Source organism: Pantoea sp. XAF26B01_ASV70, from assembly GCF_054512635.1.
This window is the reverse complement of record NZ_CM137251.1, coordinates 1,502,887-1,527,315: the sequence shown is the minus strand read 5'-3', so window position 1 is coordinate 1,527,315 and position 24,429 is coordinate 1,502,887. Positions and strand designations below refer to the sequence as shown.

At 55.9% G+C, this 24,429-nt stretch carries 22 protein-coding genes; 10 read left to right on the top strand and 12 right to left on the bottom strand.

Annotated elements, in window-relative coordinates; translation table 11 throughout:
• Positions 1 to 123 precede the first annotated feature (123 nt).
• The 5 genes from ACX8ZY_RS07200 (at position 124) to sanA (ending at position 5,034) form a co-directional block, all read left to right on the top strand.
• Positions 124 to 516, top strand: coding sequence for a CidA/LrgA family protein (locus ACX8ZY_RS07200; RefSeq protein ID WP_010248237.1), 393 nt, complete (start codon positions 124 to 126; stop codon positions 514 to 516).
• Complete coding sequence (locus ACX8ZY_RS07195) at positions 509 to 1,201, top strand: CidB/LrgB family autolysis modulator (RefSeq protein WP_010248240.1); 693 nt, start codon at positions 509 to 511, stop codon at positions 1,199 to 1,201. The genes ACX8ZY_RS07200 and ACX8ZY_RS07195 overlap by 8 nt, the downstream gene beginning before the upstream one ends.
• A 120-nt stretch (positions 1,202 to 1,321) precedes the next feature.
• Positions 1,322 to 2,212, top strand: a complete 891-nt coding sequence (cdd, locus tag ACX8ZY_RS07190) for a cytidine deaminase (protein ID WP_158131549.1) — start codon at positions 1,322 to 1,324, stop codon at positions 2,210 to 2,212.
• Between the two features lie 269 nt (positions 2,213 to 2,481).
• Positions 2,482 to 4,179, top strand: coding sequence for an NAD-dependent malic enzyme (locus ACX8ZY_RS07185; protein ID WP_158131548.1), 1,698 nt, complete (start codon positions 2,482 to 2,484; stop codon positions 4,177 to 4,179).
• Between the two features lie 135 nt (positions 4,180 to 4,314).
• Complete coding sequence (gene sanA / locus ACX8ZY_RS07180) at positions 4,315 to 5,034, top strand: outer membrane permeability protein SanA (protein ID WP_010248246.1); 720 nt, start codon at positions 4,315 to 4,317, stop codon at positions 5,032 to 5,034.
• 778 nt (positions 5,035 to 5,812) lie between these two features.
• Here the strand turns inward: sanA and mglC are convergent.
• The 7 genes from mglC to ACX8ZY_RS07145 all read right to left on the bottom strand — a co-directional run bounded on the left by mglC (position 5,813) and on the right by ACX8ZY_RS07145 (position 14,055).
• On the bottom strand, positions 5,813 to 6,823 hold the full coding sequence (gene mglC, locus ACX8ZY_RS07175) for a galactose/methyl galactoside ABC transporter permease MglC (RefSeq protein WP_010248248.1): 1,011 nt from the start codon (positions 6,821 to 6,823) through the stop codon (positions 5,813 to 5,815).
• 19 nt (positions 6,824 to 6,842) lie between these two features.
• Positions 6,843 to 8,363 carry a galactose/methyl galactoside ABC transporter ATP-binding protein MglA gene (gene mglA / locus ACX8ZY_RS07170; RefSeq protein ID WP_010248250.1) on the bottom strand — a complete coding sequence of 507 codons (1,521 nt, stop codon included), beginning with the start codon at positions 8,361 to 8,363 and terminating at the stop codon, positions 6,843 to 6,845.
• 68 nt (positions 8,364 to 8,431) lie between these two features.
• Positions 8,432 to 9,427: a galactose/glucose ABC transporter substrate-binding protein MglB gene (mglB, locus tag ACX8ZY_RS07165; protein WP_010248252.1), complete on the bottom strand. Its 996-nt coding sequence runs from the start codon at positions 9,425 to 9,427 to the stop codon at positions 8,432 to 8,434.
• 311 nt (positions 9,428 to 9,738) lie between these two features.
• The gene (gene galS, locus ACX8ZY_RS07160) at positions 9,739 to 10,779 is read right to left on the bottom strand and encodes an HTH-type transcriptional regulator GalS (protein WP_010248254.1); all 1,041 of its coding nucleotides are present in this window, start codon (positions 10,777 to 10,779) and stop codon (positions 9,739 to 9,741) included.
• A gap of 147 nt (positions 10,780 to 10,926) precedes the next feature.
• A complete protein-coding gene (gene yeiB / locus ACX8ZY_RS07155) occupies positions 10,927 to 12,087 on the bottom strand; it encodes a DUF418 domain-containing protein YeiB (protein ID WP_010248256.1) in 1,161 nt (386 codons plus the stop codon).
• A 49-nt stretch (positions 12,088 to 12,136) separates the two neighbouring features.
• Positions 12,137 to 12,802: a GTP cyclohydrolase I FolE gene (gene folE, locus ACX8ZY_RS07150; RefSeq protein ID WP_010248259.1), complete on the bottom strand. Its 666-nt coding sequence runs from the start codon at positions 12,800 to 12,802 to the stop codon at positions 12,137 to 12,139.
• Positions 12,803 to 12,927: 125 nt separating this feature from the next.
• The gene (locus ACX8ZY_RS07145; protein WP_158149169.1) at positions 12,928 to 14,055 is read right to left on the bottom strand and encodes a YbfB/YjiJ family MFS transporter; all 1,128 of its coding nucleotides are present in this window, start codon (positions 14,053 to 14,055) and stop codon (positions 12,928 to 12,930) included.
• Positions 14,056 to 14,172: 117 nt separating this feature from the next.
• Between ACX8ZY_RS07145 and ptrR the strand changes: the two genes are divergently transcribed.
• The 3 genes from ptrR to fghA all read left to right on the top strand — a co-directional run bounded on the left by ptrR (position 14,173) and on the right by fghA (position 17,164).
• Positions 14,173 to 15,084, top strand: a complete 912-nt coding sequence (gene ptrR / locus ACX8ZY_RS07140) for a putrescine utilization regulator PtrR (RefSeq protein WP_010248266.1) — start codon at positions 14,173 to 14,175, stop codon at positions 15,082 to 15,084.
• Positions 15,085 to 15,184: 100 nt separating this feature from the next.
• Positions 15,185 to 16,309 carry an S-(hydroxymethyl)glutathione dehydrogenase/class III alcohol dehydrogenase gene (locus tag ACX8ZY_RS07135; protein ID WP_010248270.1) on the top strand — a complete coding sequence of 375 codons (1,125 nt, stop codon included), beginning with the start codon at positions 15,185 to 15,187 and terminating at the stop codon, positions 16,307 to 16,309.
• A gap of 12 nt (positions 16,310 to 16,321) precedes the next feature.
• A complete protein-coding gene (gene fghA / locus ACX8ZY_RS07130; protein ID WP_033758435.1) occupies positions 16,322 to 17,164 on the top strand; it encodes an S-formylglutathione hydrolase in 843 nt (280 codons plus the stop codon).
• 141 nt (positions 17,165 to 17,305) lie between these two features.
• Here fghA and ACX8ZY_RS07125 read toward each other — a convergent pair whose 3' ends face one another.
• From ACX8ZY_RS07125 to ACX8ZY_RS07105, 5 genes are all read right to left on the bottom strand, one after another.
• Complete coding sequence (locus tag ACX8ZY_RS07125; RefSeq protein WP_010248276.1) at positions 17,306 to 18,094, bottom strand: ABC transporter ATP-binding protein; 789 nt, start codon at positions 18,092 to 18,094, stop codon at positions 17,306 to 17,308.
• Positions 18,094 to 19,170, bottom strand: a complete 1,077-nt coding sequence (locus tag ACX8ZY_RS07120; RefSeq protein ID WP_010248280.1) for a FecCD family ABC transporter permease — start codon at positions 19,168 to 19,170, stop codon at positions 18,094 to 18,096. Before ACX8ZY_RS07120 ends, ACX8ZY_RS07125 begins: the two co-directional genes overlap by 1 nt.
• Positions 19,171 to 19,378: 208 nt before the next feature.
• Positions 19,379 to 20,845, bottom strand: coding sequence for an amino acid permease (locus ACX8ZY_RS07115; protein ID WP_022625044.1), 1,467 nt, complete (start codon positions 20,843 to 20,845; stop codon positions 19,379 to 19,381).
• Between the two features lie 117 nt (positions 20,846 to 20,962).
• A complete protein-coding gene (gene yieE / locus ACX8ZY_RS07110; protein ID WP_010248285.1) occupies positions 20,963 to 21,829 on the bottom strand; it encodes a DNA-binding transcriptional regulator YeiE in 867 nt (288 codons plus the stop codon).
• A gap of 9 nt (positions 21,830 to 21,838) precedes the next feature.
• Positions 21,839 to 22,213 (bottom strand): YkvA family protein, encoded by a 375-nt coding sequence (locus ACX8ZY_RS07105; protein ID WP_010248287.1) that lies wholly within the window; start codon positions 22,211 to 22,213, stop codon positions 21,839 to 21,841.
• Between the two features lie 106 nt (positions 22,214 to 22,319).
• Here ACX8ZY_RS07105 and ACX8ZY_RS07100 point away from each other — a divergent pair, with 106 nt between their 5' ends.
• A complete protein-coding gene (locus ACX8ZY_RS07100; RefSeq protein ID WP_158131546.1) occupies positions 22,320 to 23,375 on the top strand; it encodes a YeiH family protein in 1,056 nt (351 codons plus the stop codon).
• 51 nt (positions 23,376 to 23,426) lie between these two features.
• Complete coding sequence (gene nfo / locus ACX8ZY_RS07095; protein WP_010671008.1) at positions 23,427 to 24,272, top strand: deoxyribonuclease IV; 846 nt, start codon at positions 23,427 to 23,429, stop codon at positions 24,270 to 24,272.
• Positions 24,273 to 24,429: the final 157 nt, after the last annotated feature.

Sequence of the window (24,429 nt, the reverse complement as noted above, 5' to 3'; positions counted from 1 at the left end):
TCCATTCCACTCCCGCCCCTGAAAATCTGTATCTGCTACGGCCACACCGCTGCATAAATGTGATCGCTAGCACGCTAAGCGGTTAATGCGTATGATGAAGCTCAGTGAAAACAGGAGCCTGCCATGCTCACCGTGCTGTCTGTCTGCGGGCGCTATCTTCGCGCCTTTATCATCATTTATCTCTGCTTATACGCCGGAATCGGCATCGCCTCGCTGCTGCCCATCAAACTGCCTGGCAGCATCCTTGGGATGTTAATTCTGTTTGCCCTGCTCGCCTCGCAGATCCTGCCTGTCAGTTGGGTTAAACCGGGCTGCCATCTGCTGATTCGCTATATGGCGCTGCTGTTTGTGCCGATCAGCGTCGGAGTGATGAGCTACACCGATATTCTGACCGCGCAGTTTGGCCCTATCGTGATCTCCTGCGTCGTCAGCACCTTCCTGGTTCTCTCTATTGTCGGCGTAAGCGCCCACCAGCTTCATAGTCGCCGTCCGGCCGGGGAGTCAGGCGATGAGTGAAATATGGTGGTCACTGCCACTGACGCTGGCGGCATTTTTTCTGGCGCGCAAACTGGCGATACGGCTGAAAATCTCGCTGCTTAATCCGCTGCTGGTGGCGATGGCGATTATTATCCCGATTCTGCTGTTGTTGCAGCTGCCCTATTCGCGCTATTTCGCGGGCAGTCAGATTCTTAATCAGCTGCTGCAACCGGCTGTTGTCGCGCTGGCACTGCCGCTGTATGAGCAGATGCACCAGATCCGAGCCCGCTGGAAATCGATTATTGGCGTCTGCTTTATCGGCAGTGTGACCGCCATGACCTCTGGCACCGCTATTGCTCTGTGGATGGGTGCCACGCCTGAAATCGCCGCTACCATTGTTCCTAAATCCGTTACCACGCCCATTGCGATGGCCGTCTCCGGTTCGCTGCACGGCATTCCCGCCATCAGCGCCATCTGCGTGCTGATTGCCGGGGTACTGGGTGCGGTGTTCGGACATACCGTGCTGAATCTGCTTGGCGTGAAATCTAAAGCAGCGCGCGGACTGGCGATAGGTAACGCGTCGCACGCCCTCGGCACAGCACGCGCCGCTGAACTCGACTATCAGGAAGGGGCATTCAGTTCACTGGCGTTGGTGATCTGCGGCATCATCACCTCACTGCTGGCGCCGTTTATTTTTCCGCTGCTGCTGCACTGGTTTGGCTGAAAGTTTGCGAGAGATCTCGCAAAGTTGAAACATGCAACACAGGTTACATTGTCAGAGCGATGTGGATCACATATAAACCGGTGACTGGCACATCGCCCTGCTGAATCTAATGAGGCTCACATGCAATCCCGTTTCCTCTCTGCCTTTGAGGCATTGCCGTCAACGCTGCAAACCGCACTCGCTCCGCTGCTGGACGATCCTGGCTTTCAGGCGGTGCTGAGCGCCGACCAGGTCGCCTCACTGCAGCAACAGACACAGATGGATGCCGATGCCCTGGCGCTGGCGCTGCTGCCCCTGGCGGCGGCCTGTGCCGTTGCTACCGTGTCGCATTTTAACGTCGGGGCTATCGCCCGTGGCGTCAGCGGCAACTGGTACTTCGGGGCCAACATGGAATTTATCGGTACGCCGTTGCAGCAGACGGTTCACGCCGAGCAGAGCGCCATTACCCATGCGTGGCTGCGTGGCGAAAGTCAGCTTGAGACGATCACCGTTAACTACACACCGTGCGGTCACTGCCGTCAGTTTATGAACGAGCTGAACAGCGGTACGAACATTCGCATCAGCCTGCCACAACGCGCGGTCAGCACCCTGGCCGATTATCTGCCGGATGCCTTTGGACCGCGCGATCTGGACATCACGACCTTCCTGATGGACAGCGTGGATCACGGCTATGTAGCCGAAGGCGATGAACTGGTGCAGGCCGCAGTTGCCGCTGCCAATGCCAGCCACGCGCCTTACAGCCAGTCACACGCCGGTGTTGCGCTGCTGACCGCAAACGGCGCGATTGTCACCGGGCGCTATGCGGAAAATGCCGCCTTTAACCCGAGTTTCCCGCCCCTTCAGGCGGCGCTGGTCCTGCTGAACATGCAGGGTGGCGATGTTCGTCAGATAAAAAAAGCGGTATTAGCCGAAGTAGAAAATGCCACGCTAAGCCAGTTCGCCGCCACACAGGCGACACTTGAGACATTTGGTTGCGGTGAGCTGCTGCAGGTGACGCTGTACAAAGCATAACCCGCTGTCAGAGAGGCCACAGTTTTGTGAGCTTTTATGAACAAACGCTGTACTTCTGCGGGAAATTTCATAGGATCTGGCGCCAGAATTCACGTCATTACAAATTACTCTGAAAAATTCAGGTTGCAGGATAGCAGCACGGTCGTGAATGTTTCTGCAGCGGTTACCCTGCCGCTGCCAGGCCTGCAGTCTGAGCTATAACGGGTAAGAAAACTGGCGCTACCTTTCCGGCGTGACGCCAGACAACACTGCAACCGGAGCATTACCGCATGGAACTCGACTACGAAAGTAAACGCCCGCTGTATATCCCTTATGCTGGCCCGATTTTGCTGGAATTTCCCCTGCTGAACAAAGGCAGCGCCTTTAGTATCGAAGAACGTAACGAATTCAACCTCAACGGTCTGCTGCCAGAAGCAGTGGAATCGATTGAAGAGCAGGCGCAGCGTGCCTGGCGTCAGTTCCAGGACTTCAAAAACAATAACGATAAGCATGTCTACCTGCGTAACATCCAGGACACCAACGAAACGCTGTTCTACCGCCTGCTGGATAACCATCTCGAAGAGATGATGCCCATCATCTACACCCCGACCGTCGGCGCAGCCTGTGAACACTTCTCTGAAATCTACCGTCGTGCGCGTGGCGTGTTCATCTCCTACCCTAACCGCGACCATATCGAAGATATGCTGCAAAACGCCACCAAACAGAATGTGAAGGTGATCGTGGTGACTGATGGCGAGCGTATTCTGGGCCTCGGCGATCAGGGCATCGGTGGTATGGGTATCCCGATTGGTAAGCTTTCACTCTATACCGCCTGTGGCGGCATCAGTCCGGCTTACACCCTGCCGGTGGTGCTGGATGTGGGTACCAACAACCAGCAGTTGCTGAACGATCCGCTCTATATGGGCTGGCGTCATCCGCGCATCACTGGCGATGAGTATGATGCGTTCGTGAACGATTTTATTCAGGCCGTTAAACGCCGCTGGCCGAAAGTGCTGTTGCAGTTTGAAGATTTCGCCCAGAAGAATGCCATGCCGCTGCTGAACCGCTATCGCGATGAAGTCTGCTGCTTTAATGATGATATTCAGGGCACTGCCGCCGTGACCGTGGGCACCCTGATTGCCGCCAGCCGCGCCGCCGGCAGCCGCCTGTGCGAGCAGAAAGTGGTGTTCCTGGGCGCCGGTTCCGCAGGTTGTGGTATCGCTGAACAGATCATCGCACAGATGAAATCCGAAGGTCTGAGTGACGAGGAAGCGCGTGGCCGGGTAATGATGGTGGATCGCTTTGGTCTGCTCACTGACAAGCTGCCTAACCTGCTCGATTTCCAGAGCAAGCTGGTGCAGAAGAGCGAAAATCTGCAGCAGTGGGATGTTACCAATGATTCCATCTCGCTGCTGGACGTGGTGCGCAATGCCAGGCCCGATATTCTTATTGGTGTCTCTGGCCAGCCGGGCCTGTTCACCGAAGAGATCATCCGCGAGATGCACAAGCACTGTAAGCGCCCTATTGTGATGCCACTGTCGAACCCGACATCACGTGTGGAAGCGACGCCAGCCGATATCATCGCCTGGACTGACGGTGCCGCGCTGGTCGCAACCGGCAGTCCGTTCTCGCCGGTGAGCTGGAACGGTAAAACCTATCCGATTGCGCAGTGCAACAACTCCTACATCTTCCCGGGCATTGGTCTGGGTGTGATTGCTTCGGGTGCCAGCCGCGTTACCGATACCATGCTGATGACCGCCAGCCGCGCGCTCGCTGACTGCTCTCCGCTGGTGAATGAAGGTGAAGGCCCGGTGCTGCCAGAGATTAAAGATATCCAGGGTGTATCGAAAATCATTGCGATGGAAGTGGGTAAAGCTGCTCAGCTGGCGGGTGTCGCCGTAGTGACCTCTGAAGATGTGTTGTCACAGGCTATCGCCAACAACTTCTGGCTGCCGCAGTACCGTCATTATCGTCGTACCTCGATTTAATCTTCAGACTGCCGGATTGCATCCGATCCGGCAGTGTTCAAAAAGAGCACAGCCAGCCGGCAGTAACTTGCTTCACAGTGACAGCTCAAGTAGCCTTGTCCCATCTCACTATTCTGACATCGAGTCTCCAGGCGCATGCTGAAACGCGTTTTCATTGGTCTGCTTTTCATCATCTTACTGATGATGGCAACGGCGCTCGGCCTTGATCGCTGGATCAGCTGGAAAACTGCGCCCTTTATCTACGAAAATGTCGCCTCTTTGCCACATCGTCAGGTCGGTGTGGTACTGGGTACGGCGAAATATTATCGCACCGGCGTCATCAATCAGTATTACCTCTATCGTATGCAGGGCGCGCTGAATGCCTACAACAGCGGCAAGGTCAATTATCTGCTGTTAAGCGGTGATAACGCGCTGCAAAGCTATAACGAGCCGATGACGATGCGCCGCGATCTCATCAAAGCCGGTGTCGATCCGGCTGATATCGTGCTGGACTATGCCGGTTTCCGCACGCTGGATTCGATTGTGCGCACCCGCAAAGTGTTTGATACCAACGACTTCATTATTATCACGCAGCGTTTCCATTGTGAGCGTGCCCTGTTTATCGCCTTACAGCTGGGTATTCAGGCGCAGTGTTATGCGGTGCCCTCACCGAAGAACATGCTTAGCGTGCGCTTCCGTGAGGTAGGTGCCCGGCTGGGCGCGCTGGTGGATCTCTTCCTGCTAAAGCGCGAACCCCGCTTCCTGGGCCCACTGGTGCCGATCCCCGCCGTGCGCGATGTCCCTGAAGATGCGCAGAGTTACCCGGCAGTGACGCCGGAGCAGCTGCTGGAGCTGGAACAGAAGCTGCGGAAATAGCTCACGCGCTGCGGCTTATTTATGCTGGTTACTGCTGTGCCGAAGTCTGGCAGTGACGTGCAGGGCTCAGGGAGCTGACGGTAATATGCTGGCTCAGGGAGCATACGTTTAGTCGCCGTCTGTTACTATGCAGCGATCATTAAGCTGATTAATTACATGACTACGGTAGATAATTCAGTGCTACTTCCCCTCTGAAAGCCGACTTAGACTGCTGAGAAATCTGAAGAGGGTGAATCTTATAACAATGAATAAGCTCAACGCGCAGGGAACACGGTCAGAAGAGGAAAGCGTCCCACGCCAGGGACAAAAACGCCGGGAGCGTTTTTGAACAACGCAAAGCGTTGGCCCGGAAACGGGCGCACCTCAGGGATGAGGTGCGTAATCGCGTGGGACGAGCGTGTCATGGATGACGGCTTTTGCGACTTTCCGATCTGACCGTGTTCCCTACGCATACTCGATCTCACAGCAACGACCCCAGCACTCTCCGCTATAAAAAGCGTTCTGCGGAGGAATGACACGGGCAGATCATTTACTGGCCTTAGCGACTTTCCGATCTGACCGTGTTCCTGCGCATACTCGATCTCACAGCAACGACCCCAGCACTCTCCGCTATAAAAAGCGTTCTGCGGGGGGAATGACACGGGCAGATCATTTACTGGCCTTAGCGTCTTTCCGATCTGACCGTGTTCCCTTCGCAGCCTCGACCTCATAGCAGCTCCCCCTTGACTCCCCATAAAAAAAGCGACCCGAAGGTCGCTTTTTTAGCGTGGAGTTGGACTTACTTCTTACGAGAATATTTCAGGGAATCCAGCGCCACGGCGAAGATGATGATGCCGCCTTTAATGATGTACTGCCAGTAAGGGTTAACGCCGATATAGGTCAGACCATAGTTGATGACGGTGAAGATCAACACACCGGTCACTACGCCCGCCACGCTACCCACACCACCGGCGAAGGAGACACCGCCGACCACACAGGCCGCAATCGCATCCAGCTCATACATAAAGCCAAGGTTGTTGGTGGCCGAACCGATACGACCCGCTTCCAGCATCCCGCCGAAGGCATAGAACACACCTGACAGGGCATAAATCATGATCAGGTTCAGGTTGACGTTAACGCCTGAGACTTTCGCCGCTTCCGGGTTACCGCCGATAGCAAAAATGTTCTTGCCGAAACGGGTTTTATTCCACAGCACCCAGACGAAAATAATGGCAATCACGGCGTAGAAGGTGATGAACGAGAGCTTGAAATCACCAAAGCGTAAGAAGCCTTGGGTAAATTTCGAGAACCCTGTATCAAAACCGGCAATCGGTGATGCGCCAACAAAGTCGTAATAGAGTGAGTTGATACCGTAAACGATGATCATGGTGCCCAGCGTGGTGATAAATGGCGTTACCTTGAGGTAAGCAATAATCACACCGTTGACCAGACCAATCACGCCGCCGATGATGCACACGGTCAGAATAACCAGTGGAATCGGCACCGTATCCAGCGTCGGGAAGACCTTGTTCGCGTTATCCATCGCCTGCAGCAGCGTCGCGGCAACCACCGCCGCCAGACCGACCTGACGTCCGGCTGACAGGTCAGTACCCTGGGTCACAATCAGACCCGCCACACCCAGTGCAATAATAATGCGCACCGAAGATTGGGTCAGAATATTACTCAGGTTCATTAAACTTAAAAATGAGGGGTCCTGGAAAATAATAATAGCCAGCAATACCAGCAGCACGACATAAATGCCGCCCTCTTTTAACCAGGTTAGCGCATTCTTTTTTGTAGTCGCTTTCATGTTAACAGCCCTTGCTTCATTAAAGGTGTAATGACGCTAAACGCAATATTTCGTTCTGCGTGGTCGTTTTGGTATCAACTATGCCTGCTACCAGACCATTACTCATTACCAGAATACGATCGGTAATGCCTAACAGCTCCGGCATTTCGGATGAGATAATAATGATGCCCTTTTCTCTTTTCGCCAGCTCAGCAATTAACTGGTAAATTTCGAATTTTGCACCAACATCAATACCGCGAGTGGGTTCATCAAGCATCAGGATTTCAGGCTGGGTCAATAACCAGCGGCCAATAATCACTTTTTGCTGGTTACCGCCCGAAAGCGAACCAATCTGAGTATGGTGGCCTGGCGTTTTTACACGCATAGAATCGATCACCCATTGGGTATCACTCTTCATGCGTTTATTATCCAGCAGTCCCATACTGTTTTTATATTTTTTAATATTGGAAATAAGCGAGTTAAAACCAATGTCGAGGAAAGCATAAATACCGGTTGAGCGACGCTCTTCGGTCACCAGCGCAAAACCGTGGTTAATGGCTTCATTGGCGCTGTGATTATTAATCGGTTTACCATGCAGTTTAATGGTGCCGCCCGATTTTTCGCGAATGCCAAACAGCGTTTCGACGATATCGGTACGTTTGGCGCCCACCAGCCCGGCAATGCCGAGTATCTCCCCTTTACGCAAATCAAATGAGATGTCGCGAATCGATGGCTGACGCAGTGACGTCAGATGACGCACCTCAAGAATCGTCTCGCCTGGCACGTTAGTACGGTCAGGGAAACGCTGGTTCAGTGAACGGCCAACCATCATGGAGATGATCTTATCCATATCCAGCCCTTCCAGCGGCTGAGAGGTGATCCACTGACCATCACGCAGGATAGTGATCTCATCACACAGCTGGAAAATCTCTTCCATTTTGTGCGAAATATAAACAATGCCACAGCCGCGATCTTTCAGCTTACGAATAATCGTGAACAGGTGATTAACCTCTTTCTCGGTTAACGAGGAGGTCGGCTCATCCATAATCACAATTTTCGCGTCGTAGGAAAACGCTTTGGCAATTTCAATCATCTGCATCTGCGATACAGAAAGATTGGCAACTTTATCGCGCGGATCGATATCAATATCCAGCTCGTCAAAAATCGCTTTGGTATCCCGGTACATTTTATCCTGATCGACAAAGAAGCCTTTGCGCGGATAACGCCCAAGCCACATATTGTCCATCACGGTACGCTGCAGGACCAGGTTTAATTCCTGATGCACCATCGACACGCCATTTTCCAGCGCCTCTTTGGAACTTTTATAGTCGATCTCTTTACCCTGAAACAGGATACTGCCGGTATCTTTTTTATAAATACCAAACAGGCATTTTAATAAGGTAGATTTCCCGGCACCGTTCTCGCCCATTAATGCATGAACAGAGTGAGGCCGCACTTTTAAATTCACATTATCTAACGCTTTAACGCCGGGAAATGATTTTGAGACATCCGTCATTTCCAGCAGATATTCTCGCTGCGCGGTCGTATTATCACTGGCCATATTTTACCTGGCTAAAAAACGGTGGTGACATAAAAAAGGCGCGACAGCGGTCGCGCCCGTAATCGATCTTATTTCACGAACTGAGACAGATTTTCTTTATCAACCGGCACGTAAGGAACGCGGACGATCTTATCAACCATCTTGAAGTTTGTTCCGTCGGTGGCAGCTTTGCCGTTAGCCAGATTGTTGGCAATATCCAGCGTTGCTTTCGCCTGGTTTTCCGCATCGTTCAGCACGGTACCGGCCAGCGCACCGGATTTCACCAGCGCCAGCGCTTCTGGCAGTGCATCGACGCCGAAGACCGGGATTGAGGTCATGTTGTGCGCTTTCAGCGCTTCAACCGCACCCATCGCCATCGCATCGTTGTTGGCAATCACCACTTCGATTTTTTTGGCATTCGGGCCTGACAGCCACGCATCCATCTTATCTTTGGCCTGCGCGGTATCCCACATTGCAGTATCCATCGCTAACTGCTGGGTTTTCAGACCATCTTTGTTCAGGGTATCGATCACATATTTGGTACGGGCTTCTGCATCAGGATGGCCCGGCTCGCCTTTCAGCAGCACGAACTGAATCTGACCATCTTTGTTCAGATCCCACGCGGGTGTGGCTTTCCAGTGCTTCTCAATCAGCTGACCCTGAATGATGCCTGACTCTTTAGAGTCGGTACCGACATAGTAAGCTTTGTCATAACCGGCCAGCACTTTGGCGTTAGGTTCTTTGTTGAAGAAGACCACCGGCACGTCGTTGGCACGCGCTTTGTCTACTACCACCGCAGCCGCAGCCGGGTCAACCAGGTTAATCGCCAGCGCTTTCACGCCTTTTGCCATCAGCACGTCAATCTGATCGTTCTGTTTGGACTGGTCATTCTGTGAATCATTCATCAGCAACTGCACGCCACCGATCGCTTTCGCTTCTTTCTCGATGTCTTTGCGCACCATTGACATGAAGTTGTCATCATATTTGTAAATGGTCACGCCGATACGGGTGTCAGCTGCGTGAGCGGTTGCACCAAACATCATGCTGGCAACCAGTGCTGTAAGCGTGAAAACCTTCTTATTCATGGTATCTCCGGTTTTATTATGCAGGGTCTTTTTAGCGCTACCGCGCCATACAGGCGGGAGAGCAATCGGTAAAACAGATCGGCGCGTCGGTTAACGTAATGAGAATGTTAAGCCATTGAACACCGTCTAAAACCTGACTTCCCTGTGCCAGAATGCTTCCATGAAGAGGGTATAAACCCTTTAACCGGCTACTGAGACCACAACTGATGCCGTTACACTGGCGTTACATAATGTTTCAGTCCGGTAAGACGCTGCCATCATAGTGAGAGCAATGTTAATTAACTGTGAATGTAATCACAGATTGAAAACGGTTACATGACTGAATCGCCTGAATTAGTGACGGACTCCACATTTTGCCGCTGCGCCACCGAATGACGCCGCACCAGCGTTGGCATAAAGATGTGCGTTGCCGTGTCATCCAGCAGTCCGGCTGCGCCCTGCAGCGCCAGTTCAGTGGCGATTTTTGCCATAGATACAATGGGATAGCGCACAGTGGTTAACTGCGGATCGGTGTAACGGGAAATGGGGATGTCATCAAAGCCAATGACAGAAAAATGCTGTGGCACCTGGATGCCGTTGTCTTTCAGCGCAGTGAGTGCGCCAGCCGCCATGCCGTCGTTATAGGCAAACACCGCACTGAGATTGAGATTGCGTCCCAGCAGCTCCACCATCGCCGCTTCGCCGCCCTGCATATCGGGCTCTGCGCTGGCTATCCAGCTCTCCTGCGGCCGGATGCCCTGCTCTGCCATCGCCTGAATCCACCCTTCACGGCGCTGCGCCACATCTTCGATGGGATGGCTGGAACAGAGATAGCCAATGCGGCTATGCCCCTGCTGTAGCAGGGTTCGTGAAGCCATCAATGCACCCGTGACGTTATCCAGACTGACACTGCGGTGTTCAAATCCGGGCACGATGCGGTTAATCACCACCATGCCCGGAACGTGGCGCATAAAATCCGCCAGCTCAGCGTCAGGCAGCGTTTTCGCGTGCACCACCAGGGCGCTGCAACGCTGACGAATCAGCACTTCAATGGCATGACGCTCTTTCTCTTCCTGATGCCAGGAGTTGCTGATTAACACATGTTTGTGCACGCGCTGCGCCACGGTATCCACCGCTTTAACCAGTGCACCGAAGAAGGGATCCGATACATCCATCACCACCACACCAATGGTGTCACTGACCTGCGTCGCCAGCGCCTGCGCATTGGCGTTGGGGCGATAGCCCAGCGCTTCCACCGCCTGTAACACGGCGTCGCGGGTGTCAGAGGTGACGGCGCTGCTCTGATTGAGGACGCGCGACACGGTCGCCACCGACACGCCAGCCTGACGGGCAACATCACGAATTGTTATCATGCAGCAGTTCCACAGAGGAAAAATAAGGCATCACGCCGGGTTGAACACCGGCGCTATTTTGTCAGGGGCAGGAGGCGTACAGCGTGAATTGCGTCACATCAATGAAAACGGTTACATACAATTCTGTAACCTTTGTGATGGCGGTCATTATCTGGCGTTGTCAGTGATGCGCGATTTACCGGCTGAGATCAGCGTGAGCCGCCGCCACAGCCACTCCAGCGGACCCTGTGCGAAGAAATGTAACCAGATGAGTGAAAACAGGATATTGATAAGCCAGACCGCAGGCACCATCAGCACCAGCTCCAGCCGGGTGAAGTGCATATAGAAGCCGAAGCGATAGAACAACGTGGTGCAGATTAGCGACTGCAGCAGATAGTTGGTCAGCGCCATGCGGCCCACGCACTGAATGGCATAGCTGATGCGCCAGCGCGCTATCTGCGGCCAGTAAGCCAGACAGAGCGCGGCATAGCCCAGGCTAATCAGCGGGCTGGCGAGATCGCGCGGGGCTTGCAGATAAAAAGCGGTCCAGCGAAATTCCCAATGTAACAGCCATTGCGCTGCCACACCGGCCACCGCAATCAACAACCCCATCGTCAGCAGCAGCGCCGCCGCCTGACGGTAATGTTGCGCTGAAAACTCGCCGATCAGCCAGCCACTGCGCAGCAGTGCGCCACCGATCATCATCAGGCCCGCCAGCTGCCAGCCATACTGCGCCGCCAGCGCCATCAGTCCTGACGAGAGATGATCCAGCCGGTTCTGTATCGCTTCCCAGCCGCCGGTCAGTTTCCAGTACTGTTCATATTGCAGATCGGCAGCACCTGGCAGCCAGGATCGGGTCGGTTCAGGATCGGAGATTGACCCAAACACCAGCAGAACGCCACAGCCCACCAGGTAGAGCAGAATGCCGGTATTCATCAGGCTGCGGGTGGAAGGGACATCGCGCACTACCCGCCAGACCACCAGCCCGATAATGCCGTAGTCCAGCAGGATATCGCCCTCCCAGAGAAAAACGCCGTGCAGAAAACCGATCAGCACCAGCAGTGAGAGCCGGGCAGTCAACCAGCGACTGCCGCGTGGCAGCTGCATTTGCAGACCTGCGCCAAACAGCAGCGCAAACAGGGTGAGGAATTTGAGCTGAGCAAAGGCGTCAGAGATCGCCCATGTCCAGACATCGGACAGGCTGACGCTGCCCTGCCAGGCCGGATTAAGGTAGGCGGCAGAAGGCAGGCCGAAGCCGACAATATTGAGCAGCAGAATGCCGAGAATGGCACATCCACGAATGAAATCCAGCGCGTGATAGCGTTGCATGCGGCACCTGCACCATTGAGGCGGGCAACGTTATGCGCCCGCCGTAGACTCAACTATGGCGCACCGCGCGCAAAAATTCCTGGCGGGTATTCTGGCTGGACTTGAACAGGCCGCCCAGAGAGGTCGTCGTCGTGGCGCTGGTGGCATCTTTTACGCCACGCGCTTTCACGCAGTAATGCACCGCATCAATAGAAACAGCCACATTGTTGGTGCCCAGCAGTGTCTGCAGTGCGACCAGAACCTGCTGCGTCAGACGCTCCTGCACCTGCGGGCGCTGGGCGAAGAACTGCACGATACGGTTGATTTTCGACAGGCCAATCACCTTTTCTTTGGGAATGTAGGCGACGGTCGCTTTGCCATCGATGATCACAAAGTGGTGTTCACAGGTGCTGGTCAGCGTGATATCACGCACGGTCACCATCTCATCAACCTTCATTTTATTCTCAATGACGGTGATTTTCGGGAAGTTGGCGTAGTCGAGACCGGAAAAGACTTCATCCACATACATTTTGGCGATGCGATGCGGCGTTTCCATCAGGCTGTCATCTTCAAGATCCAGATTCAGCAGCTGCATAATCTCGGTCATGTGCCCGGCAATCAGACTTTTACGTGTGTTGTCATCTATATCGCGCGTCGGTGCACGTAACGGCGTTTCCAGTCCACGCGCCAGCAGCGCTTCGTGAACCAGGGCAGCTTCCTGACTTAGGGTGCTCATCTTACTCTTCTCCGGCTGGTGTTGCGCCCGCCAGCTTTTGCCTGCGGGCCCTGTAATCAGGCGCGTATTGTGAAACTTTCTTTGCGGGGAATCCAGCAATCAATCAGATTGGTGATGAAAGCTTTTCACCCGGTTCGCCGCCACACCAGCAGGCCGGCCCAGACCAGGCTAACCCCGGCAACCCACAGGGCAGGCTCCAGCCGATGTAACAGAGCGGTAGAGAGAAAAGAGAGCAGCGGGCCGACCAGTTGTCCGACCGCATAGCCGGTGGTCAGCAGGCCAGCCATGTAGCGCAGATGATTGGGTGCCAGCTCACGGGCGCAGAGCAGCGACAGCTGCACCACGCTGAGGAAACCGCCCCCCACCAGCAGCGCACCGGCCAGCAGGCCGCTAAAGCCTGGCAGCAGCGCCGCGGCAAATACGCCCAGCGCCTGCGCCCACAGCACCAGAGCCAGGCGGACGTGGCTGTGCCCCCAGCGCCGCGTCAGGATCCCCATCAGAATGCCGATCATCGCCGCGCCGCCAAAAATCGGCCAGACAAACTGCGCGAAGATGCCGTCCGGAAACCGCGTGGCGGCCATCTGCGACAAAAAGGTGGCGGGCAGAATGTAGCCAAAGCCCGCCAGACTGTAACTCAGTACCAGCCGTTTAAGGTTGCGATCCAGCACCAGCGGCTCGGGTGCCTGATCCGGGCGATGCAGTTCGCCCCGACGCGGCAGATTACGGGTAATCAGCGCAATCAGCAGCAGCGCCAGCGCACCGTAAGCGGCCCAGGCCAGACCGGCAGAAACCTGCAATGTGTGCAGCGCTACCCCCAGCAGACCGCTGACAAAAATGCCGCAGCCTGGCCCGGCAAAAACGGCCGCCGACAGCCCTGCCCGGCCATGGCGATGCAGCTGTTCATTGCTCCAGGCCGCCACCAGCACCATCGCCCAGCCGCTGGACCAGCCAATCAGAAAGCGGATTGCGCCGTGCAGCCACGGTCCGCTGGCGAATGCTGAGAGCAGGGTCAGGATCACCGCGCCCCATACGCCCGCCTGCAATCGCAGCTCAACCCGCCGGTGTGCGCGCATGGCATCAAATGAGCCACACAGATAGCCAAGATAATTAAGTGCCGCGACCAGGCTGGCACTGGTGAGTGTCAGCTGGTGTGCCTGAATCATCAGCGGCACCTGGGGCGTAAAGGCAAACCGGCCAATGCCCATCGCGACAAATAAGGTTAAAAACGCGCTGAGCGCGACGCGTAACGCCATTGCTGAACTCCTGTTGTTCTGCCCTGAGATCTCTTCTGACTTGCTAACAGCATGCAGGATGATTAAACTCACGGAAAGTGAATAATTTTAACCAACTTGCTTACAGGAAGAGAAGATATGGATTTAGTTCAGCTGCGTATGTTCTGTTCCGTCGCCGAAACGGGTTCACTGGCGCGCGCAGCAGAACAGCTGCATCGCGTCCCCTCTAATCTCACCACGCGGCTGCGCCAGCTGGAAGAAGAATTAGGTGTGGATCTCTTTATTCGTGAGAAACAGCGCATTCGCCTGTCACCAATGGGCCATAATTTTCTGAATTATGCGCAGCGTATCCTGGCATTAAGTGAAGAAGCGATGAGCATGACCCGCACCGGTGAACCGGCGGGCAACTTTGCGCTGGGCTCAATGGAGAGCACCGCGGCGACGCGTCTGCCCGGCCTGCTCGCCGCCTATCACCAGCGCTTCCCCAAAGTGGCGCTATCGCTGATTACCGGCACCTCGGGCGAAATCATCGATCGGGTGCGTGAAGGCACCCTGGCGGCCGCGCTGGTGGATGGCCCGGTCTCCCATGACGATCTCAATGGCTGCATCGCCTTTCGCGAAGAGATGATACTGATCACCGGCCTCGATCATGCGCCAATCGCCACCGCGCGCGACGTGCAGGACGATACCCTGTTTGCCTTTCGCAACAGCTGCTCTTACCGGGTGAAGCTGGAGAGCTGGTATCGGGACAGCCAGACCGCGCCCAACAGTGTGATGGAGATTCAGTCCTATCACGCCATGCTGGCCTGCGTGGCAGGCGGTGCGGGCGTAGCGATGATCCCGGCCTCGGTGCTGAAACAGATGGCGGATCGGTCACGGGTGCAGGCGCATACGTTACCTCCCGCTTATCGCGACACCGCCACCTGGCTGATGTGGCGACGCGACGCCTTTACGCCGAATGTTGAAGCACTGAAGTACCTGATTATTGAACAATTTGACGATCGTCCGCTCAACGATGAGCTGATTTACCCATTACAGGCGGCGGAATAAGCGTTCCACGCTATGTTTAAGAGCCTGACCCACCAGGCTTTGAATCATCACGACCACCCGGCGCCACTGCGCGTCACAATCTGACTGGAAGAGGGATTGCATGAATATGATCAAAACCCGTGCCGCTGTTGCCTGGGCTGCTGGCGAACCGCTGAAAATCGAAGAAGTTGATTTAATGCCACCGCAGAAAGGTGAAGTGCTGGTGCGTATCGTCGCGACCGGCGTCTGTCATACCGACGCCTACACCCTGTCCGGCACCGACCCGGAAGGCGTTTTCCCGGCGATTCTTGGCCATGAAGGCGGCGGCATCGTCGAAGCCGTGGGCGAAGGCGTGACCAGCGTTGAAGTGGGTGACCACGTCATTCCACTCTACACGCCGGAGTGTGGCAAATGTAAATATTGTCTTTCAGGCAAAACTAACCTCTGCCAGGCGATCCGTACCACTCAGGGTAAAGGCCTGATGCCGGATGGCACCACCCGTTTCTTTAAAGATGGCAAACCCATTTTCCACTATATGGGCACCTCAACCTTCTCTGAGTACACGGTAATCCCGGAGATCTCGCTGGCGAAAATCAGTAAAGAAGCGCCGCTGGAAGAGGTTTGTCTGCTGGGCTGTGGCGTGACCACTGGCATGGGCGCGGTGATGAACACCGCCAAAGTGAAAGAAGGCGACACCGTGGCGATTTTCGGTCTCGGCGGCATTGGCCTCTCTGCGGTCATCGGCGCGAAGATGGCGAAAGCAGGCCGCATCATTGCCATCGACCTTAACACCAGCAAATTCGATCTGGCACGTAAACTGGGTGCCACCGATCTGATCAACCCGAAAGATTACGACAAGCCGATTCAGGATGTGATTGTCGAGCTGACCGACGGCGGCGTGGATTTCTCATTTGAATGTATCGGCAACGTCAACGTGATGCGTTCCGCGCTGGAGTGCTGCCACAAAGGCTGGGGCGAGTCCGTGATTATCGGCGTCGCCGGTGCCGGTGAAGAGATCTCCACTCGTCCGTTCCAGCTGGTGACCGGCCGCGTCTGGCGCGGTTCCGCGTTTGGCGGCGTCAAAGGCCGTTCGCAGCTGCCTGGCATTGTGCAGGATTACCTCGACGGTAAATTTGCGCTGAACGACTTCATCACTCACACCATGCCGCTGGAAGAGATCAACGACGCCTTTGATTTGATGCACGAAGGAAAATCGATTCGCTCGGTCGTGCACTTTAACAAGTAATCAGGAGGCGTTATGGCATCCACTCTGGAGCTACTGGAAGAACACCGTATTTTTGGCGGCTGGCAGCAGCGCTGGCGTCATCAGTCTTTGCTGCTGAACTGCCCGATGACCTTCAGCATCTATCTGCCTGGGCCGCACGGTGATGCGCCGCCGCCGGTGGTCTGGTTTCTGGCCGGGCTGACCTGTAACGATGAGAACTTCACCAGCAAAGCCGGCGCACAGCGGGTTGCAGCGGAACTGGGTCTGGTGCTGATTATGCCGGACACCAGCCCGCGCGGCGAAGGGGTTGCGAATGATGAAGGATACGATCTGGGTCAGGGCGCGGGATTTTATCTCAATGCCACCCAACAGCCCTGGGCCAGCCATTTCCGCATGTTCGATTATCTGAGCAGCGAGTTACCCGCCCTGATTGCGGATAACTTCAAGGTCAGTGAACGTCAGTCGATTATGGGTCACTCCATGGGCGGACATGGCGCACTGATGCTGGCGCTGCGTCTGGGTAACCGCTTTGCCTCGGCTTCCGCTTTTGCACCGATTGTGAATCCGATGCAGGTACCCTGGGGCCAGAAAGCGTTTCAGGCCTATCTGGGCGACGATCGTGCAACGTGGCGGGAATATGACAGCTGCCAGCTGATGGCGGAGGTGTCGCATCGGCTGCCAATGCTGATCGATCAGGGCGACAGCGATCAGTTCCTGGCCGATCAGCTGCAACCGGAGCGGTTAGAAGACGTCGCGAATGAGGTGGGTTTCCCGCTGACGCTGCGCATTCAGCCGGGTTATGACCATAGCTACTTCTTTATAGCCAGCTTTGTGGAAGATCATCTGCGCTTCCATGCGCAGCATCTGCTGGCGTAAACAATCAGGGCCGCAATCGCGGCCCTGAACTTTTAGCTGGCTAACGCTCTGTCACAGAGCCAGCATACTGCCAGCCTGCCCTGTAAAAATTCCTTTCTCAGAACAGTGATGCTCAGCGCCCTACCGGACGCCTCCTCAATATCAGACCAGTGCCGGGCCGGTCAGTCCGTCGATCATCACCTGCGGGATACCACGCGAGCAGTGTTCGATACGACCATCGACGCCATACACCTTTGCCAGAGTGGCAGGCGTGATCACCTTATCCGGCTGCCCTTCCGCCACCAGCGCGCCCTGCTTCAGCATCAGCGCATGTTGCGCATGACGCAGTGCAATATTGATGTCATGCACCACTACCACCGTCACGATGTTACGCTGAGCGGTTTCGCGCCGCACCAGATCCATCACGTGAAACTGGTAGTTGAGATCCAGCGCGCTCAGCGGTTCATCCAGCAGCAGCAGCTTAGGGCGACGGATCAGTGACTGCGCCAGCCCGACCAGCTGTTTCTGTCCGCCGGAGAGCTGATCGAGATATCGCATCGCCAGATGGGCAATGCCCAGTTGTTCCAGCAGATGCATGATTTCCGCTTCGCTGCTGGCGCTGTGCAGACCACCGGAGGCACGCTGCGCCACGATGATCGACTCCAGCACATGCAGATGTACGCCCGCAGGCAGCGACTGCGGCAGATAAACCACGTTCTTCGCACGCCGGGCAAACGGCTGGGTCATGAGATCCTCACCGTTGAGCCACATCTCGCCCTGGCCTTTATTCAGACCGGCCAGTGCACGCAGCAGCGTCGATTTACCACAGCCATTCGGCCCCAGCAGCACGGTGATCTCGCCGCGCGGCAGCGGCGCGATATTAAGATTATCAATGACTTTATTTTTTGGGTACCCGGCACTGAAGCCGCGTAACGTCAGACCCTGTTCCATCATACCGTCCCCCGATGACGCAGAATAATACTCAGGAAGAACGGCACGCCAATCAGTGAGGTGACAATGCCAACCGGGATGATTACACCGGGGAGCAGGTTTTTCGAGGCGACCGACGCCAGCGACAGCACCAGCGCGCCGACCAGCGCACTGGCGGGCAGATAGAAACGGTGATCTTCACCAAACATCATGCGGGCGATATGGGGAGCGACCAGCCCAATGAAACCGATCGGGCCGACAAACGCGACCGCCAGGGCAGAGAGGATACTGATGCGCAGTAACGTAGTCAGGCGCAGACGACGCACATCAATGCCAAAGCTTACCGCGCGGTCTTCGCCCAGACGCAGCGCCGTCAGCTTCCAGCTGCTCATCATTGAAAACGGTACCAGAATGGCCAGCGCCACACTCAGCACGCCCAGCTTTTCCCAGGAGGCGCGCGCCAGGCTGCCCATGGTCCAGAACACCAGGCCCTGCAGGGTATCTTCGCTGGCGATGAACTGCATCATGGATACCAGGGCGTTAAAGGTGAAGACCAGCGCGATACCGAACAGCACCACGCCCGCCGAAGAGACCTGAGTCCAGCGGGTCACGGCATCCAGCATCAGCGCGGCAAACAGAGCAAAGACAAAGGCATTGGCAGAAATTAACCACTGATCGGGAATGCCGGGAATACCCACGCCGAGGATGATCGCCAGCGCGGCACCAAACGCCGCCGCCGATGAGACACCGAGGGTAAACGGACTGGCCAGCGGGTTATTCAGGATGGTCTGCATTTCCGCGCCCGCCAGACCCAGCGACAGCCCCACCACCAGCGCCATCAGCGCATAGGGCAGACGAATGTCCCAGACAATGACGCGCGTGCCGGCATCGACGCTCTCGGGGCTGAGCAGCGTATTCCACAGCGTTTCAAGTGAGAGTCCCGCCGGACCCAGCGTGAAGTCGAGGATCAGCGAGGCGAGTATCGCCAGCAACAGCACGCCAATCCAGATTAAGCGGCGGCGCAGCACCTGATGATAGTTTTGCATGGTGTGGTGAAGCGTCTCTTCCCCCGCCAGCAGCGAAGTTTCGGTAGTCATGTTTGAACCCTGTGTGGCTATCACGTCAGAAAACGCAGCCACAATAGTGCAGGTGATAATAATTATCAATTCGAGAACATAAGCGAGACGTGAAAAAACAGTAAAAAACGGTGTTGCAGGCAGGAGAAAAGCTCAGGGAGCCTGCGCCTTTCGCAAAGACGCAGAACCCGCCATCCCTGGCGGGCTCAGCGTGGGCGATGACGCAGAGTTAATCTTTGTGAACCGGAAACTCCATTTCGCTGTACTTAACGAAACGGCTGCCGCGCGTCAGCTTGTAGCCGAACCAGATAATCAGGAACAGCGGAATGCCGATATAGGTTGCCGCCACGCCATACCAGTCGATGCTGTCGTTAAGGAATGCCTGGTAGTTCTGACCCAGCGTGATGATCAGGCAGAGCACAAAGGCGAAAATCGGACCCAGCGGGAAGAAGCCGGAACGGTAAGGCAGATCGTTCAGGTCACGTCCCTGGGCCACATAGCCCCGACGGAAGCGATAGTGACTGATGGCAATACCCAGCCAGGCAATAAACCCGGTCATGCCTGAGGTATTCAGCAGCCACAGATAGACTTCCTGATTACCAAATTTTGAGGTCAGGAAGCACAGTCCGGCCACCACGGTGGTGGCCCACAGGGCATTACGCGGCACGCCGCCCTTTGAGAGTTTCGCGAAAATCCGTGGCGCTTTACCTTCGCTGGCCAGGTTATAAAGCATACGCGTTGACGCATACATCCCGGAGTTACCCGCTGACAGCACAGCCGTCAGGATCACCGCATTCATGACGGCGGCGGCAGAGAGCAGACCGGCGTTCTGGAACACCAGGGTGAACGGGCTGACGCTGATATCGTCGATATCATTGTGCAGCAACTGCGGATCGGTGTATGGCAGGATCAGGCTGATAATCAGGATAGCGAACACATAGAACAGCAGGATACGCCAGAAAATCTGCCGCACAGCGCGCGGAATATTTTTCGCCGGATCTTCAGATTCGCCCGCCGCGATACCGATCAGTTCGGTGCCCTGGAAGGAGAATCCCACAATCATCGCCACCCCAATCATCGCCGCAAAGCCGCCCGCAAACGGCGCGTCGCCCACCTGCCAGTTCTGCCAGCCCGCATGTTCAGCACCTCGCATAATGCCGGTGATCATCAGCACGCCAACGATGATAAAGATAATCACGGTGGCCACTTTAATCAGCGAGAACCAGTATTCCGCCTCGCCAAAGCCTTTGACCGAAATGTAGTTGAGCAGGAACATCAGCCCCAGGAACAGCGCGCTCCAGATCCAGCCAGGCGTGTCGGGGAACCAGTAGTTCATCACCAACTGGGACGCTACCAGGTCAACCGCGATGGTCACCGCCCAGTTGTACCAGTAGTTCCAGCCGAGTGCGAAACCAAAGCCCTCTTCGACATATTTTGCGCCGTAGGTGGCGAAGGAACCCGATACCGGCATGAACGCAGCCAGTTCGCCGAGGCTGGTCATCAGGAAGTAGACCATCAGGCCGATGAGGATATAGGAGAGCAGTGCTCCGCCGGGGCCAGCCTGAGCGATGGTGGCACCGGAGGCGACAAACAGGCCGGTACCAATGGAGCCGCCGATGGCGATCATCGTCAGGTGACGGGCTTTTAACGCACGTCGTAATGCAGGTTGTTGTGTTGTATTTGAGTCATTATGCATGTGTTAACGCTACGCTGGGTAAAAATGAGGCGCGATTGTAGCAGCCAGATCGCCTCTGTATAGCGAATGCCAACCTGTTATTAGTTAACTTCATGATCGCGCCGGAATTATTAGTAATTACTCGCGACAATAGGAAAAAAAGCGCGTCAGTGCTTTGGAAATATGCTTCTGCCGGTGGTGGATGCGATAGAGCGTGCGGATAAGACGCGGCAGCGGAATCGTCAGTTCAACCAGCGTGCCCGCCTCCAGCAAATCGGCAATCACCCGGCGCGAAAGACAGCTGATGCCCATGCCGTGCCGCACCGCATGTTTAATCGCCTCTGAATTGCCCAGTTCCATGCCCAGCTGAAAACTCGGCAGATGCGACAGCAGCAGATAATCGACAATTTCACGGGTGCCGGAGCCGCGTTCGCGCAGGATCCACGGGGCGTCAGCCAGGGTTTGCAGCGTCACCGGCTGTTGCAGAATCGCCGCATCTGGCGCGGCAAACACCACCAGTTCATCTTCGAGCCAGGGCTCGCTGACCAGCTCGGTCATATGGCACGGCCCTTCAATCAATCCGACATCGACGCGGAAATCGGAAACCGCCTGAATCACATCCTGACTGTTGCCGACACTCAGCTCCAGCGGCAGGCGGGGAAAATCGCGACGATAAGCGGCCATCATGCCTGGCAGCAGATAGTTGCCGATGGTGCTGCTGGCAAAGATGCGGATCGCGCCGTTATCCTCTTTAAACAGCTGCTCAATTTCGCCCGCCTGCTCCAGCAGCCCTACTGCACGGGGATAGAGCAGCCGTCCATGCTCATTGAGCACCAGCCGTTTGCCAACCCGGTCAAACAGTTGCACGCCGAGCTGACTCTCCAGATCGGCCAGCGCTGCACTCACTGCGGACTGCGACAGCGCCAGCAGTTGCGAAGCCTGAGTGGTGGAGCCGCTCTTAAGCACTTCGGTGAAAACTTCAATTTGCCGCAGCGTAATGTGCATCGTTGCCTCTTAACTCAGTGACTGCCTGACCAGGTAAATGATTAATGCCAGCCAGATCAGCCCTATCGCCACCAGCCAGCCTGCAATCTTTTTGCCACGCGAACGTTGAGACTGCGCCCGCTCGCTGCTGCTGATGCGCACCTCTCGCGGCAGTAAACGCAGCAGCACCATGACGCCCGTCGGAATAATCACCGCGTCATCCAGCAGACCGACAAAGGGGATGACATCAGGAATGATATCGATCGGGCTGATGCCATAGGCGACCAGCCCCAGCATCCCCAGCTTGTTCCACCAGGGTGTGCGGGGATCGCGGAAGGCAAACCCCAGCACAAACACATCTCTTTTGATCAGCGTCGCCCAGCGGCGCAGACGCGAAACTATCATGATTGCTGCCTTATCGTTTATTCTGGTTAATTATAAATATATTATCAATTTCACTTTTAAGCCAGTCGCCGTCATGATCGGGTCTCAACCAGGAGGAGTGACCACCATGACTGAACTGAGCATCGCTAAACCGCATCATCCCGTTCCGCTCTGGATCCCGGGTCTGCTGCTGACCGCCGTGATTGCCGGGGCAGCCAGCTGGCTGGCGCAGCAACCGATGATTGCCGCGCTGGGGCTGGGTTCACTGACTCTGGCGATTATGCTGGGCATCCTGGTCGGTAACAGCATCTATTCGCCGCTGGCGTCACGCTGCGACAACGGCGTGCTGCTGGCTAAGCAGAAACTGCTGCGGCTGGGGATCATCCTGTTTGGCTTTCGCATCACTTTACAACAAATTGCTGACGTCGGTTTCAGCGGCATCCTGATTGATGCGCTGACCCTGACCAGTACCTTCCTGATAACCTGCCTGCTGGGCATGCGGCTGCTGAAGCTGGATCGCGATACCGTCTGCCTGATTGGTGCGGGCAGCAGTATCTGCGGTGCTGCGGCTGTACTGGCGACCGAGCCGGTAGTGAAAGCCGCGCCGTCGAAAGTTGCGGTGGCTATCGCGACCGTGGTGCTGTTCGGCACGCTGGCGATCTTTATCTATCCGCTGCTGTGGCCGCTGGCGCATGAGCTGTTCCCGGGACTGAGTGCGGCGCAGTTCGGGGTTTTTACCGGCTCAACCATCCATGAAGTGGCGCAGGTGGTGGCCGCCGGACACAGCATCAGCCCGGAAGCCGAGAACAGCGCGGTCATTGCCAAAATGCTGCGGGTAATGATGCTGGCTCCCTTTCTGCTCTGCCTGAGCGCCGTGATACGCGGTAAACGTCAAGGGAGCAACGCGCGCCAGGCTGTGACGTTTCCCTGGTTCGCCCTGCTGTTTATCGGTGTTGCACTGTTTAACTCGCTGCAGCTGCTGCCTGCCGCGGTGGTGACCACGCTGAATCAGCTGGCGGGTCTGCTGCTGGCGATGGCGATGGCGGCGCTGGGATTGACCACCCGTTTCGGGGCATTGCGTGAGGCAGGCGTTAAACCGCTGCTGCTGGGTGCGATGGTGTTTGTCTGGTTAATCGCGGGCGGCGGTGCAATCAATCTGCTGGTGCAACATTTCATGGGCTAGCGGCATCGGGTATCATGCCGTCTCATCCGTGCACAGCCCCAGGAGAAAGGCATGAAATATATTGGCGCACACGTGAGTGCGGCAGGTGGCGTGGATCAGGCAGTGATCCGCGCCCATGAAATAGAAGCCACCGCCTTCGCGCTCTTTACTAAAAATCAACGTCAGTGGAAGGCCGCCCCGCTCTCGACTGAGGTGATTGATGCTTTTCGCGCCGCCTGCGAGACGTACAAATTCGGTCCGCAGCAAATCCTGCCGCACGACAGTTTCCTGATAAACCTGGGTCATCCGGTTGAAGAGGCGCTGGAGAAATCCCGCGCCGCTTTTATTGATGAGCTGCGACGTGCCGACCAGCTCGGCCTGACTTTGCTGAACTTCCATCCGGGCAGCCATCTGCATCAGATTGATGAGGAGGCCTGTCTGAAGCGGATTGCGGAGTCGATCAACATCGCTCTCGACCAGAGCCAGAATGTCACCGCCGTCATTGAGAATACCGCCGGTCAGGGCAGTAATCTGGGTTTCCGCTTCGAGCATCTCGCCACCATTATTGAGCATGTTGAAGATAAATCGCGTGTCGGCGTCTGTATTGATACCTGCCATGCGTTTGCCGGTGGTTATGACCTGCGTACCGAAGCGGATTGCGAAGCGACCTTCGCCGAGTTTGAGCGCATTGTCGGCTTTAACTATCTGCGCGGCATGCACCTTAACGATGCCAAAAGCGCCTTCGACAGTCGCGTTGACCGCCATCACAGCCTGGGTGAAGGCAATATCGGCAAAACAGCGTTTAGCTGGCTGATGAAAGATCCGCGGTTTGATGGCATCCCGTTGATTCTGGAAACCATTAATCCCGATATCTGGAAAGATGAGATTGCCTGGCTGAAAGCCGAACAGCAGGGATAGTAAAAGGGAGCCAACTGGCTTAATGCTGGTCAGTTAAGATTAGATTTGTAAAGGCTGTCACGGTCAAACGTGGCCGCTTTTTTGTCAGTGCGAGCGAGCCGCAGTGCGGGCCTGAGCACCTCTGCTGCTGCCGGGCCGTCCTCGCGCCGCTCACGCG

Excerpts from the sequence above, each read along its gene's own strand:
- ACX8ZY_RS07200 (WP_010248237.1), top strand. The coding sequence starts at position 124 with ATGCTCACCGTGCTGTCTGTCTGCGGGCGCTATCTTCGCGCCTTTATC.
- ACX8ZY_RS07195 (WP_010248240.1), top strand. The coding sequence starts at position 509 with ATGAGTGAAATATGGTGGTCACTGCCACTGACGCTGGCGGCATTTTTT.
- cdd (WP_158131549.1), top strand. The coding sequence starts at position 1,322 with ATGCAATCCCGTTTCCTCTCTGCCTTTGAGGCATTGCCGTCAACGCTG.
- ACX8ZY_RS07185 (WP_158131548.1), top strand. The coding sequence starts at position 2,482 with ATGGAACTCGACTACGAAAGTAAACGCCCGCTGTATATCCCTTATGCT.
- sanA (WP_010248246.1), top strand. The coding sequence starts at position 4,315 with ATGCTGAAACGCGTTTTCATTGGTCTGCTTTTCATCATCTTACTGATG.
- mglC (WP_010248248.1), bottom strand. The coding sequence starts at position 6,823 with ATGAAAGCGACTACAAAAAAGAATGCGCTAACCTGGTTAAAAGAGGGC.
- mglA (WP_010248250.1), bottom strand. The coding sequence starts at position 8,363 with ATGGCCAGTGATAATACGACCGCGCAGCGAGAATATCTGCTGGAAATG.
- mglB (WP_010248252.1), bottom strand. The coding sequence starts at position 9,427 with ATGAATAAGAAGGTTTTCACGCTTACAGCACTGGTTGCCAGCATGATG.
- galS (WP_010248254.1), bottom strand. The coding sequence starts at position 10,779 with ATGATAACAATTCGTGATGTTGCCCGTCAGGCTGGCGTGTCGGTGGCG.
- yeiB (WP_010248256.1), bottom strand. The coding sequence starts at position 12,087 with ATGCAACGCTATCACGCGCTGGATTTCATTCGTGGATGTGCCATTCTC.
- folE (WP_010248259.1), bottom strand. The coding sequence starts at position 12,802 with ATGAGCACCCTAAGTCAGGAAGCTGCCCTGGTTCACGAAGCGCTGCTG.
- ACX8ZY_RS07145 (WP_158149169.1), bottom strand. The coding sequence starts at position 14,055 with ATGGCGTTACGCGTCGCGCTCAGCGCGTTTTTAACCTTATTTGTCGCG.
- ptrR (WP_010248266.1), top strand. The coding sequence starts at position 14,173 with ATGGATTTAGTTCAGCTGCGTATGTTCTGTTCCGTCGCCGAAACGGGT.
- ACX8ZY_RS07135 (WP_010248270.1), top strand. The coding sequence starts at position 15,185 with ATGAATATGATCAAAACCCGTGCCGCTGTTGCCTGGGCTGCTGGCGAA.
- fghA (WP_033758435.1), top strand. The coding sequence starts at position 16,322 with ATGGCATCCACTCTGGAGCTACTGGAAGAACACCGTATTTTTGGCGGC.
- ACX8ZY_RS07125 (WP_010248276.1), bottom strand. The coding sequence starts at position 18,094 with ATGGAACAGGGTCTGACGTTACGCGGCTTCAGTGCCGGGTACCCAAAA.
- ACX8ZY_RS07120 (WP_010248280.1), bottom strand. The coding sequence starts at position 19,170 with ATGACTACCGAAACTTCGCTGCTGGCGGGGGAAGAGACGCTTCACCAC.
- ACX8ZY_RS07115 (WP_022625044.1), bottom strand. The coding sequence starts at position 20,845 with ATGCATAATGACTCAAATACAACACAACAACCTGCATTACGACGTGCG.
- yieE (WP_010248285.1), bottom strand. The coding sequence starts at position 21,829 with ATGCACATTACGCTGCGGCAAATTGAAGTTTTCACCGAAGTGCTTAAG.
- ACX8ZY_RS07105 (WP_010248287.1), bottom strand. The coding sequence starts at position 22,213 with ATGATAGTTTCGCGTCTGCGCCGCTGGGCGACGCTGATCAAAAGAGAT.
- ACX8ZY_RS07100 (WP_158131546.1), top strand. The coding sequence starts at position 22,320 with ATGACTGAACTGAGCATCGCTAAACCGCATCATCCCGTTCCGCTCTGG.
- nfo (WP_010671008.1), top strand. The coding sequence starts at position 23,427 with ATGAAATATATTGGCGCACACGTGAGTGCGGCAGGTGGCGTGGATCAG.